Raw genomic sequence first — 12719 nt, 5'->3', positions numbered from 1 at the left:
CCACATTTTTAGACCCCCGCAGGGTTTTAGTTCACCGTCAGAATCGGGCTACCCAACTTCTCCAGCAACGTCGCCTGCGCACTGCGCGGGTTCTGGTTGCCGGTCGGCGTGTTGCGCACGTAGCGACCGTCCGACTGCAGGCTCCAGCTGTGGGTGTTGTCGGTGAGGTAGCTTTCCAGTTCCTTCTTGACCCGCATGATCAGCTTCTTGCCTTCCACCGGGAAGCACGTCTCTACGCGCTTATCGAGATTGCGCTCCATCCAGTCGGCGCTGGAGAGGAACATCTGCTCTTCGCCGCCGTTGAGGAAGTAGAACACCCGTGTGTGCTCCAGGAAGCGGCCGATGATCGAGCGCACATGAATGTTGTGCGAAACCCCGACAATGCCAGGGCGCAGGCAGCACATGCCGCGCACCACCAGGTCAATGCGCACGCCGGACTGGCTGGCCTTGTACAGCGCGCGGATGATCTTCGGATCGGTCAGCGAGTTGAACTTGGCGATGATGTGCGCCGGCTTGCCGTCGAGGGCGAACTGGGTTTCGCGGGCAATCATGTCGAGCATGCCCTTCTTGAGCGTGAACGGCGCGTGCAGCAACTTCTTCATGCGCAGGGTCTTGCCCATGCCGATCAACTGGCTGAACAATTTGCCGACGTCTTCACACAAGGCGTCGTCGGAGGTCAGCAAGCTGTAGTCGGTGTAAAGCTTGGCGTTGCCGGCGTGGTAGTTGCCGGTGCCCAAGTGGGCGTAACGCACGATCTCGCCGGCTTCACGGCGCAGGATCAGCATCATCTTGGCGTGGGTCTTGAAGCCGACCACGCCATAGATCACCACCGCACCGGCTGCTTGCAGACGGCTGGCCAGTTGCAGGTTGGACTCTTCGTCGAACCGCGCACGCAACTCGATCACCGCGGTGACTTCCTTGCCGTTACGCGCGGCGTCGACCAAGGCATCGACGATTTCCGAGTTGGCGCCGGAACGGTAAAGGGTCTGGCGTACGGCCAACACATGCGGGTCCTTGGCGGCCTGGCGCAGCAGGTCGACCACCGGGGTGAAGGACTCGAACGGGTGCAGCAGCAGGATGTCCTGCTTGCTCACCACGCTGAAGATGTTCTCGCTGTTTTGCAGCAGTTTCGGGATCTGCGGGGTGAACGGCGTGTATTGCAGCTCCGGATGGCTGTCCAGGCCGGTGATGCTGAACAGGCGCGTCAGGTTCACCGGGCCATTGACTTGATACAGCTCGGTCTCGCCCAGGTTGAACTGCTTGAGCAGGTAGTCCGACAGATGTTTCGGGCAGGTGTCGGCCACTTCCAGGCGCACCGCATCGCCGTAGCGCCGCGAGAACAGCTCGCCGCGCAGGGCACGGGCCAGGTCTTCGACGTCTTCGGAGTCCAGCGCCAGGTCGGCGTTACGGGTCAGGCGGAACTGGTAGCAGCCTTTTACCTTCATGCCCTGGAACAGGTCATCGGCGTGCGCATGGATCATGGAGGATAGGAATACATAGTTATCGCCTGCGCCCCCCACCTCTTCCGGTACCTTGATGATCCGTGGCAGCAAACGGGGCGCCGGGATGATTGCAAGGCCCGAGTCGCGACCGAAGGCGTCGATACCTTCCAGCTCCACGATGAAGTTGAGGCTCTTGTTCACCAGCAACGGGAACGGGTGAGTCGGGTCCAGGCCAATCGGGGTGATGATCGGCGCGATCTCGTCGCGGAAGTAGCGACGCACCCAGGTCTTGATCTTGGTGGTCCAGTGACGGCGACGGATGAAACGGACCTGATGCTTTTCCAGCTCCGGCAGCAGGATGTCGTTGAGGATCGCGTACTGGCGGTCCACATGGCCGTGCACCAGCTCGCTGATGCGCGCCAGGGCCTGGTGCGGCTGCAGACCGTCGGCGCCGGCCTGTTCACGGGCGAAGGTGATCTGCTTCTTGAGGCCGGCCACGCGGATTTCGAAGAACTCATCCAGGTTGCTGGAGAAGATCAGCAGGAACTTGAGCCGCTCCAGCAGCGGGTAGGACTCATCCAGCGCCTGTTCCAGCACACGGATGTTGAATTGCAGTTGTGACAGCTCGCGGTGGATGTACAGGCTGCTGTCATCCAGGTTGGTCACCGCCGCTACCGGGGCCGGCACGGGCGGTTCGGCCACCACGACGGGCGCGGCGGGCTCATGCTCAGGCGGGGTCTCGGTGACTTGTTCAACCACCGGGTGAGCGTCTTTTACGGCAACTTCTGTGAGTCCTTCGGTATTCATCGAGTGTTCCTGTGAGGGCTATTGTTGCTCTCTAAGCAATTGGGCGGCGCGGGCGGCGAAGTAGGTCAGGATGCCATCAGCCCCGGCGCGTTTAAAGGCTGTCAGGGATTCAAGGATCACCCCTTCGCTCAGCCATCCATTCTGTATTGCAGCCATGTGCATGGCGTATTCGCCACTGACCTGATAGACAAAGGTCGGCACTTTGAATTGGTCTTTGACCCGGTAAAGGATGTCCAGGTACGGCATCCCCGGCTTGACCATCACCATGTCAGCACCTTCGGCCAGGTCGGCCGCCACTTCGTGCAGGGCTTCATGGCTGTTGGCCGGGTCCATCTGGTACGAGGCCTTGTTGGCCTTGCCCAGGTTCAGCGCCGAGCCCACCGCATCGCGGAACGGGCCGTAATAGGCGCTGGCGTACTTGGCCGAGTAGGCCATGATCCGCACGTTGACGTGGCCGGCCAGCTCCAGGGCTTCACGAATCGCCTGGATGCGGCCGTCCATCATGTCCGACGGGGCAACCACCTGGGCGCCGGCTGCCGCATGGGACAAGGCTTGCTTGACCAGCGCATCGACGGTGATGTCGTTTTGAACATAGCCGTCTTCGTCAAGAATGCCATCCTGTCCGTGGGTGGTGAACGGGTCCAACGCCACGTCGGTGATCACCCCAAGCTGCGGAAAACGCTCGCGCAGGGCACGGGTGGCGCGCTGGGCGATCCCGTCCGGGTTCCAGGCTTCGGCAGCATCCAGCGACTTGAGTTCAGACGGCGTGACCGGGAACAGTGCCAAGGCCGGAATCCCCAACTCGACCCAACCAGCGGCTTCTTCAAGCAGCAGATCAATGGTCAAGCGCTCCACGCCCGGCATCGAAGCCACCGCTTCCCGACGTTTTTCCCCGTCCAGCACAAACACCGGCAGGATCAGATCATCGGTCGTCAGCACATTTTCACGCACCAGACGGCGAGAAAAATCATCACGACGATTGCGACGCAGACGGGTGGCGGGGAACAGGCGATTGGCAGGGGTAAAGCTCACGACAGACTCCTGAGCCCGGGTTTACGGGCGAGCGATGCAGTTATAAGCGGCCATTATGACGAAGGTATGACAGTTGTGCTTAAGGATGCGACCTGTAGTCGCATTCGGCATTTCCGTAGGAATTGTTCACTTCGTGACACATCTCGATACTTTCATGAATCTTCATGAAGGCGTAGGCTGCGCGTTCATTTCGCCAGCACCCCAGACCATGCTTCAACAATTCCTGCATGACTTCGGCTACTTTGCGCTCTTCCTGGGCACTTTCTTTGAAGGCGAGACCATTCTGGTTCTCGCAGGCTTCCTGGCGTTCCGTGGATACATGGATATCAACCTGGTGGTGGTCGTTGCCTTTTTCGGCAGCTACGCCGGCGACCAGCTTTGGTATTACATGGGTCGCAGACACGGCCGCAAGCTGTTGGCGCGCAAGCCACGCTGGCAATTGATGGGTGACAAGGCACTGGAGCATATCCGCAAGCACCCGGATATCTGGGTACTGAGCTTTCGCTTCGTGTACGGGTTGCGCACCGTCATGCCAGTGGCGATCGGCCTCTCCGGCTATCCACCGTTGCGCTATCTGATCCTCAACGGCATTGGCGCTGCGATCTGGGCTTTGGCCTTGGGCGCTGCGGCCTATCACTTCGGCGCCGTACTGGAAGGCATGCTGGGCAGCATCAAGAAATACGAGCTGTGGGTATTGGGTGCCTTGCTGATACTGGGCTTCGGCCTGTGGCTGCGCCGTCGCATCAAGAATGCACGCATCGCCCGCGAGGCCTGCGCCGACGCCAAGGCCCGGCTCGCAGCAGAGCCGGACCCGGTCGAGCCGCCTAAGACACCAGTCGAGTAAACCGGCTTCTGCAGCAGTAGAGGCCAATCACACTGAGCAAGCTGTAGCTCAGCAGGCCCAGCCAGCCCAGGTTGCTGGCCGGCCATAACCCGACCAACGGTGCCAGCCACACCAGCGGTACGTTCAGCACCAGCCGCGAAAGCTCGGCCTTCAACGTCCAAGGCCGGTTCTCCAGCGCCACCCCCAAGGTAAACAGCCCCAGCGCCATGGCACTCCAACCGAGGATCAGTGCCGCCGTGGGCAAACCTTCGCCGAAATTCATCAGATAGCTGCCAAAGCCAACATAGGCCGCAAATTGCAGTGCGATGTACACCTGTTGACGCACGTCCAGTGGCACGTCGAATTTACGGAACTGGCTCAGGTCGTGCCTGGCCATCGGGTACTTGGCCTTCACGTCCGCCGGGCGCCAGCCGGTGCGCATGAACCAGATGCGCAGCTTGTCCCACCAACGCTCGGTGCGCCGCGCATCACTCCACAACTGGGCATAGAACTGCAGGTTGGCCCATAGCGGATTCCAACTGGCCAACGGCGTGGTTACGCCGAAAATCACCGGTTCGTTGTCGTCTTCCTCCTGGAAGGTACCGAACAGCCGGTCCCAAATAATGAACACACCGCCATAGTTACGATCCATGTAGAGAGCGTTCTGTGCATGGTGAGCCCGATGATTGGATGGCGTGACGAAAAACCACTCGTACCAGCCGAGCTTCGGCACGTGCCGGGTGTGCACCCAGAATTGATAGAGCAAATTAAGCGATGCCACGCTGATAAACACCACCAATGGCACGCCGAGTACGGCCAAGGGCAGGTAGAAAATCCAGCTCAGCAGGAAGCCGGTACTGGTCTGGCGCAGTGCGGTGCTGAGGTTGTAGTCCTCACTCTGGTGATGCACCGAGTGTGCGGCCCACAGGATGTTGCGTTCGTGCCCCATGCGATGAAGCCAGTAGTAGCAGAAGTCGTAGAACACGAAGGCGAACACCCAGGTCCAGACGCTTTGGGCCGGCAGATCGATAACGGCAAGATGCTTGAGGGCGAACGCGTAGGTCAAAATCCCCACGCCCTTGGTCAGCAGCCCCGTGGTGGTGGACAGCACCCCGGTGCTGAGGCTGTTGATGGCATCCGCCACCCGGTAGTTACGCTCGCCGCGCCAACGGTCGGCAAGCAACTCCACGACGATCAAGGCAATGAAAAACGGTACCGCGTAAGGCACGAAGTCCATGGTCTGGTCCGGTCTATTTTTGTTACATCAAGATTAGGTGCAGCGGCGTGAGATCCCATTGGCAACAGATGACAAATTAGTAGACATTTAACGCCAAGACCCCAGGAGAAATGCCCATGAGCAAAAAGATTGCAGTGATCCTTTCCGGCTGCGGCGTGTACGACGGCGCAGAGATCCACGAAAGCGTGATCACCTTGCTGCGCCTGGACCAGCGTGGCGCTCAGGTCCAATGCTTTGCCCCGGATATTGCGCAACTGCATGTGATCAACCACCTCACCGGCGAAGAGATGCCCGAGTCGCGCAATGTGCTGGTGGAGTCGGCGCGGATCGCCCGGGGTGACGTGAAAGATATCCGCGAAGCCAACGCCGGCGATTTCGACGCGCTGATCGTGCCCGGTGGGTTTGGCGCGGCGAAAAACCTCTCGAACTTTGCCGTGGAGGGTGCCGGCTGCAGCGTCAACCCGCAGGTGCTGGAACTGGCCGAAGCTTTTGCCGAAGCGGGCAAGCCCGTGGGCCTGATCTGCATCTCCCCGGCCCTGGCGGCGAAAATCTACGGCCCCGGCGTGACCTGCACCATCGGCAACTGCGCCGACACCGCCGCCGCACTGGACAAGATGGGCGCTACCCACCAGGAGTGCGGGGTGGAAGATATCGTCGAAGACAAGGCACGCAAGCTGGTGAGCACCCCGGCCTATATGCTCGGCAAGAACATCAGCGAGGTCGCTTCAGGGATCAACAAACTGGTGGATCGGGTGCTGGAACTGACCCACGAGAACGACTGATAGCCCCACCTATGGTGAGCAGGCTTGTAGGTGACTCAGCTTGTTGTGGCGAGCGGGCTTGCCCCGCGTTGGGCTGCGCAGCAGCCCTAAAACCTGCAGCCATGGTCTAACGGAATCACCGCATCGCTTGAATTGGGGCGGCTTCGCCGCCCAACGCGGGGCAAGCCCGCTCGCCACGGATCAGGGTTGGCGCATCAAGCGTGTAAGAATGCGGTCCAGCGCATTGGCAAACGCCTGCTTTTCCTTCTCCCCGTGTGGCGGTGGCCCGCCCCCCATCTGGCCTTGCTCACGCAGATCAGTGAACAGATTGCGCACCGCCAACCGTTCACTCATGTTGGCGGGGCTGAACTCCTTGCCGCGTGGATCAAGCGCCGTAACGCCCTTCTTTACCAGGCGGTCAGCCAGCGGCACATCGCTGCAGATCACCAGCTCCCCGGGCTCCGCGTGCTCCACCAGGTAGTCATCCGCCGCATCCGGGCCGCTGGGCACCACAATCAGCTTCACACACGAGAAGCTCGGCTTGATCTGGCTCTGACCGGCCACCAGCACCACCTCGAACTGGCGCTTGAGGGCGAACTTCACCACCTGGTCCTTGGCTGCCCGAGGGCAGGCGTCGGCATCGATCCACACCCGCATGCTCAGGCAACCACCCGGCGCTTTTCGGCCAGACGGCTGCGACCGTACAGCACCACAATCGCCAGGATCGCCACCGCCTGTGCACTCAACGAGTACGCATCGGCGTGGATGCCCAGCCAATCGAAATCAAAGAACGCCACCGGCCGGGTGCCGAAGATGCCGGCCTCCTGCAGCGCCTTCACCCCATGGCCGGCAAACACCACCGACAGCGCACACAGCAACGCCGCGTTGATGCCGAAGAACAACGCCAGCGGCAGCTTCGCCGAACCCCGCAGGATCACCCACGCCAGGCCCACCAACAGCACAAGCGCCGTGGCGCCACCCGCCAGCACCGCGTTATGCCCCGCCGGCCCGGCTTGCAGCCACAGGGTTTCGTAGAACAGGATCACTTCGAACAGCTCGCGGTACACCGAGAAGAACGCCAGCACCGCAAAACCGAAGCGCCCGCCGCCGCCTACCAGGCTGCTCTTGATGTAGTCCTGCCAGGCGGCGGCGTGGCGGCGGTCGTGCATCCACACGCCGAGCCACAGCACCATCACACTGGCAAACAGCGCCGTGCAGCCTTCAAGCAACTCGCGTTGGGCACCGCTCACATCGATCACATACGCGGCCAATGCCCAGGTTGCCAGGCCCGCCAGCAGCGCCAGGCCCCAGCCGACGTTAACGCTGCGCACCGCCGATTGCTGGCCGGTATTGCGCAGGAACGCAAGGATCGCCGCCAGCACCAGAATCGCTTCCAGACCTTCACGCAACAGGATCAGCAAACCGGAGATGTAGCTCAGCGACCAACTCAAGCCATCACCGCCAAGCAGACCGGCGGATTCGGTAAGTTTGCCCTTGGCCACGTCCAGGCGTTGTTGCACCTGTTCAACCGGCAGACCGTCCTGCAACGACTGCCGGTAGGCCATCAACGCCTTTTCGGTGTCCTTGCGCACGTTGGCGTCGACGTTATCCAGCGAGCTTTCTACCAGTTCGAAACCTTCCAGGTACGCAGCCACAGACAGGTCGTAGGCCTGCTCATGATCGCCCTTCTGGAACGCCGCCAGACTCTTGTCCAGGGTGGCCGCGGTGTAGTCGAGCAACTGCGCCGGGCCACGCTTGACCTGCGGCGGTTGCGCACGCTGGGCGCGGAACGTAGCGGCGGCGGCTGGGCCGTTGGCCGCCAGTACTTCATTGGGGGTCTGGCGGGCCAAGTCGGCGAGGTTAAACGGTTGCTCGCTTTTTGCAGCCGCCGGGTCGGCAGTAAAGCCGGCGATGTAGGTAGCCAGGTCCCAGCGCTGGCGGTCGTCCAGTTGATCGGCGAAAGACGGCATGTCGGTGCCTTCAACACCCAGGCCCAGGGTGTTGTAGATCGCGTAGAGGCTCAGGCGATCCAAGCGCACAGCGTCACGCAGATTGGCCGGTGATGGCGTCATGCCCACGCTGGCCGGGCCGTCACCTGCACCTGCGGTGCCGTGGCACACCGAGCAATGCTGGGCATAGAGCGGCGCGCCTCGTGTTGGATCAGGGGTGATCGCCGGGGCCTGGCTGACTTCGTAGGCCACGGCTAGTTGGGCACCTAACTGACGCGCTTGGCGGGCGACTGTCGTACCGTCCTGATGGGCGGTTACAGCGGCTGACAGTTCGTCGACGCCTTTGACCAACGCCGCACGTTCCGGGCGCTGCGGCAGCTCTGCCACCAGGCCCTGCAACACCCCGAGAAACTCCAGCTGTTCACGGTATTCGGACTCATCGATGACCTTGCCCGCCTCCACCGTCGCTGGGTAGTCAGCGCCAATGTAATCCAGCAAATGCAGGGCTTGTGGGGCACCCTCGGCCGTCGCGGCCAACAGATTGAAGCTGCACGACATCAACGCCGGCAAAACCAGCCAGGCGAGAAAGCGAAAAGGGGCAGTCATGAATGAGTCTCAAATGGAAATACGAAGTAACACATTGTCAAACGTTAAAGCGTTTGACTCAAGGCACAAGTGATTTGTCGTGGGTTGAGGCAAGGTAGTTGTCAGAACAGTTGGAGGGTGGGTATCGACACCCATGTGGAAGGGGGGCTCGCCCCTCCCACATTTTCAATCCCGTTTCGTCAGTCAGGCCGTGGCACGATGCAAGCTGGCCAGGAAACCCGCAGCCCCCACAAACAACCCCGCAAACGTACGATTCATCCGTTTCTGCTGCTTAGGCGTGCGCAACAGGCGCAACACCTTCGACGCCAAGCCCGTATACCCCGCCATCACCACCATATCGACGCAGATCATCGTCGCACCCAGGATCAGGTACTGGATCAGTAGCGGCGCCTGTGGGTTCACGAATTGCGGCAGGACCGCCAGCATGAACACCAGGGCCTTGGGGTTGCTGGCGTTGACCAGGAAGCCACGGAACATCATCGCCATCGGTTTACCGATCGGGCGCACGGCCGCGTCATCGGTCATGTCCATGGGCAGGGCGCGCCATTGCTTGATGGCCAGGTACACCAGGTACGCCACGCCAAACCATTTGATCGCATAGAAAGCGGTGGAGGATGTCGCCAGAATGGCACCCAGGCCGCACGCGACCACGGCAATCTGCATCGCCAGGCCCAGTTGCAGGCCGATGGCATTCCAGTAACCACGCAGGAAGCCGTATTGCAGGCCGCTGGACATCGAGGCGATGGCGCCAGCGCCAGGGGAAAGGGAGATGATCCAACTGGCCAGGAAAAAGGCCAGCCACGTATCGAGTGCCATTACACACCTCAGGAGGGAGTTTGCTGTTGTGCCTTAAGCTAACTCCGCCGACCAAAGGATGGCTATAGATTTTTACAGGATGTGAATACTAGCGGTCGCCCGGAAAGACATGGGTACCTGGCCAACGGCGCACCGAGCGCTGGAAGAACAGGCTGTTGGGCACCTGCACCATCGCACTGTCGGTACCGGCCTCTGCCACTTCGACCAACGTGGTGTAGAGCAGGTTGATCGCCACGACCCGCCCCTTCACGCCCGGTTTGTCGACGGTATCCACCAGTTCGACGATGTCCCCCAGGCGAAAGGGCCCGACGGTGAAAATCAGAATGGCGCACAGCAGGTTGGACAACACCGACCACATGGCGAAGAACGCCACGGCGGCAACCGCGACAAACCCGGAGAGTGCCGTCCACAACACCGTGGCGGACACGCCCAGGCGACCCAGCACAAATATCAGCGCACTGCCCATGATCAGCCAGCGCAAGCCACCGCGCAGTGGCATCAGCAATTGCGGCGGGAACGGATAGCGCTCACCCAGGCGAGTCAGGCCCTTGGCGACAAACCGCTGTGCGAGGTAGCCGGCCAGCAGGATCAGCAGGATTTGCACGCCGACCCATGCGGGTTCGACCCACTGCGTCGGTATCGGCAGTTGCAACGCTTCCATCAGGACAGCGCCTCCAGCTCCGCTTGCAGGGTTTCCAGCAATTCGAGGGCCTCCATCCAGGTTTCCTCCAATTGCCCTTCGCGTACTTTGAGCTTGGCCTGCTCAGCCAGCAGGTCGCGCAGTTCGTCCTTGCGGGCCGCCTCGTAGACGGCACTGTCGCCCAGGCTGGTTTCGATCCTGGCCAGGCGCTCATGCACCTTGCCCAGCTCGGCTTCCAGCTTGTCGGCTTCACGCTTGTGCGGCGCCAGCTGTTGACGCAGCGCGGCGGCGGCCTGGCGCTGGGCTTTCTTGTCGGTCTTGTCCGGGTTGACCGGGGTGTTGCTGACCGGCGCGTTGCGCAGGCGGTAATCCGTCAGCCAGCGCGCATAGTCATCCAGGTCGCCGTCGAACTCTTCGACTTTACCGTCCGCCACCAGCAGGAAGTTGTCGGTGGTGCTCTTGAGCAGGTGGCGATCGTGAGACACCACCAGTACTGCACCGCTGAACTCCTGCAAGGCCATGGTCAGCGCCAGGCGCATTTCCAGGTCGAGGTGGTTGGTCGGTTCGTCGAGCAGCAGCAGGTTCGGACGGTCCCAGGCGATCAACGCCAGGGCCAGACGGGCTTTTTCGCCGCCGGAGAAATTCAGCACCGGCTCGTCGATACGCGCACCACGGAAATCGAAACCACCGAGGAAGTCGCGCAGGGTCTGTTCGCGCTCGGCTGGCGCCAGGCGCTGCAAGTGCAGCAGCGGGCTGGCCTTGGAGTCCAGCGAGTCCAACTGATGCTGGGCGAAATAACCCACCACAGTGTTCTCGCCACGGGTCAGACGCCCAGCCAGTGGCGACAGCTCGCCTGACAGGTTCTTGATCAGCGTCGACTTGCCCGCGCCGTTGGGGCCGAGCAAACCGATACGCGCACCCGGCGTAAGCTGCAGCTTCACTTTTTCCAGGATGGTCTTGTCGCCGTAGCCCAGACGCGCATCGGAAAGATCCAGCAACGGGCTGGAGATCTTCACCGACTCACGGAACACGAAGTCGAACGGTGAGTCGACGTGGGCCGCCGACAGCTCTTCCATGCGCTCCAGGGCCTTGATCCGGCTCTGGGCCTGCCGGGCCTTGGTGGCCTGGGCCTTGAAGCGGGCAATGTAGCTTTCCATGTGCGCACGTTGCGCCTGCTGCTTCTCGTACGCCTGTTGCTGCTGGGCCAGGCGTTCGGCGCGGGCGCGTTCGAACGCAGTGTAGCCGCCACGATAGAGGGTGATCTTTTTCTGCTCGACGTGGGCGATGTTGTCGACCACGGCGTCGAGGAAATCCCGATCATGGGAGATCAACAGCAAGGTGCCCTGATAATTCTTGAGGAAGTCTTCCAGCCACAGGATCGCATCGAGGTCCAAGTGGTTGGTCGGTTCGTCGAGCAGCAGCAGGTCAGACGGGCACATCAACGCCTGCGCCAGGTTCAGGCGCATTCGCCAGCCGCCGGAGAAGTCGGCGACGGGGCGGTCCATCTGCTCGTTGGTAAAGCCAAGGCCGGCGAGCATTTTGCGCGCCCGGGCGTCAGCCGTGTAGCCGTCGGCGCTGTCGAGTTCCGAGTGCAGGCGCGCCTGTGCGGCGCCGTCCTGGGCTTTCTCGGCCTCGGCCAGGTCGTGTTGCACCTGGCGCAGGCGCAGATCGCCATCGAGCACGTAGTCGATTGCAATACGGTCGAGGGTGTCGATCTCCTGGCGCATATGGGCGATGCGCCAGTCGGCCGGCAGCAGGCAGTCCCCGGAATCCGGGGTCAGCTCACCCAGCAACAGAGCGAACAACGTGGATTTGCCGGCGCCGTTGGCACCGATCAGGCCGGCTTTGTGACCGGCGTGCAGGGTCAGCTCGGCGTCTTCGAGAAGACGTTGCGGGCCACGCTGTAATGTTAGGCTTTGAAGTCGGATCATAATGGCGGCGGAGTCTACCAGCTTCGTTGGCCGCTGGCTTGGGTGTGAATATGTGCGCTGACCTGTGGAGCTTTGCCCTCTCGACTTACGCCCGCTCAGGATGCGAGGCCGCTTGCCTGCGTTTGCAGGAGCAAGGTGCGGACGTGTGCCTGTTGCTGTGTGGTGCGTGGCTCGAGCAGCGTGCGGTGATAGCGACCGCCGAGCGCATGCAGGCGCTGAAACAGATCGCCGGGACTTGGCAGACACACGTAATCAAACCGTTACGACAGGTGCGCATGCAATGGCGCGCCATGGCGCTGCAGGATCAGGATTTGGCGGGCTTACGCGAGCGGGTCAAGACCCTGGAGCTGGACGCCGAACGGCAGTTGCTGGAGCGCCTGGAAGCGTTGGCACAAACATGGCCGACAGGCGATGCGCAGGGTCAGCAACGATGGTTGGAAGGACTGGCGGCTGAGGACACCGCCAACCTTGACCACGACGCGCTGCAACAGCTGCGCGTCGCGGCCACCAGCACTTAGGAGGCGCTGGTTGGGGTGGTGCTTGGCGCTACCGGGGCAGGCGTGCTGCTGGCCGGTGCAGTTGGAGCGGTGGCTGCAGCCGGGGCGGCAGCAGGTGTTGCTGGCTTGGCAGCAGCAGGTTTGGCCGCTGGCTTGGCGGCTGGTTTCGCAGCAGCAG

General features: G+C 61.8%; 11 protein-coding genes. 3 read left to right on the top strand and 8 right to left on the bottom strand.

From position 1 onward, the window contains the following. Positions 1 to 26: 26 nt before the first annotated feature. Entirely contained in the window at positions 27 to 2249 is a 2223-nt protein-coding gene (gene ppk1 / locus BM026_RS01780; protein WP_058426437.1) for a polyphosphate kinase 1, read from the bottom strand. Between the two features lie 18 nt (positions 2250 to 2267). After that, positions 2268 to 3281: a porphobilinogen synthase gene (gene hemB, locus BM026_RS01775; protein WP_092241742.1), complete on the bottom strand. Its 1014-nt coding sequence runs from the start codon at positions 3279 to 3281 to the stop codon at positions 2268 to 2270. Positions 3282 to 3489: 208 nt separating this feature from the next. On the opposite strand from hemB, the gene BM026_RS01770 reads away from it, so the two are divergent. Further along, on the top strand, positions 3490 to 4125 hold the full coding sequence (locus BM026_RS01770; protein ID WP_071490485.1) for a DedA family protein: 636 nt from the start codon (positions 3490 to 3492) through the stop codon (positions 4123 to 4125). On the opposite strand, the gene BM026_RS01765 is transcribed toward BM026_RS01770, so the two are convergent. After that, positions 4106 to 5341 (bottom strand): sterol desaturase family protein, encoded by a 1236-nt coding sequence (locus BM026_RS01765; RefSeq protein WP_092241740.1) that lies wholly within the window; start codon positions 5339 to 5341, stop codon positions 4106 to 4108. The genes BM026_RS01770 and BM026_RS01765 overlap by 20 nt on opposite strands. A gap of 116 nt (positions 5342 to 5457) precedes the next feature. Between BM026_RS01765 and elbB the strand changes: the two genes are divergently transcribed. Then, positions 5458 to 6123 (top strand): isoprenoid biosynthesis glyoxalase ElbB, encoded by a 666-nt coding sequence (elbB, locus tag BM026_RS01760; protein ID WP_071490475.1) that lies wholly within the window; start codon positions 5458 to 5460, stop codon positions 6121 to 6123. 180 nt (positions 6124 to 6303) lie between these two features. Here elbB and BM026_RS01755 read toward each other — a convergent pair whose 3' ends face one another. From BM026_RS01755 to BM026_RS01735, 5 genes are all read right to left on the bottom strand, one after another. Next, a complete protein-coding gene (locus tag BM026_RS01755) occupies positions 6304 to 6759 on the bottom strand; it encodes a YaiI/YqxD family protein (RefSeq protein ID WP_071490476.1) in 456 nt (151 codons plus the stop codon). Positions 6760 to 6761: 2 nt separating this feature from the next. Next, a complete protein-coding gene (locus BM026_RS01750; protein WP_093527188.1) occupies positions 6762 to 8657 on the bottom strand; it encodes an FTR1 family protein in 1896 nt (631 codons plus the stop codon). A gap of 183 nt (positions 8658 to 8840) precedes the next feature. After that, positions 8841 to 9473, bottom strand: coding sequence for a LysE family transporter (locus BM026_RS01745; RefSeq protein WP_028618426.1), 633 nt, complete (start codon positions 9471 to 9473; stop codon positions 8841 to 8843). A gap of 88 nt (positions 9474 to 9561) precedes the next feature. Then, on the bottom strand, positions 9562 to 10134 hold the full coding sequence (locus tag BM026_RS01740; RefSeq protein WP_093514084.1) for a mechanosensitive ion channel family protein: 573 nt from the start codon (positions 10132 to 10134) through the stop codon (positions 9562 to 9564). Beyond that, complete coding sequence (locus tag BM026_RS01735) at positions 10134 to 12044, bottom strand: ATP-binding cassette domain-containing protein (RefSeq protein WP_093527186.1); 1911 nt, start codon at positions 12042 to 12044, stop codon at positions 10134 to 10136. The genes BM026_RS01740 and BM026_RS01735 overlap by 1 nt, the downstream gene beginning before the upstream one ends. Before the next feature lie 50 nt (positions 12045 to 12094). On the opposite strand from BM026_RS01735, the gene BM026_RS01730 reads away from it, so the two are divergent. Next, a complete protein-coding gene (locus BM026_RS01730) occupies positions 12095 to 12562 on the top strand; it encodes a TIGR02444 family protein (RefSeq protein ID WP_093514083.1) in 468 nt (155 codons plus the stop codon). Positions 12563 to 12719 lie beyond the last annotated feature (157 nt).

This window comes from Pseudomonas sp. NFPP24 (assembly GCF_900112095.1).
Classification (GTDB): Bacteria; Pseudomonadota; Gammaproteobacteria; order Pseudomonadales; family Pseudomonadaceae; genus Aquipseudomonas; species Aquipseudomonas extremorientalis.
Note: the sequence above shows the minus strand (reverse complement) of the source record. Positions and strands in the feature narration are given on the sequence as shown.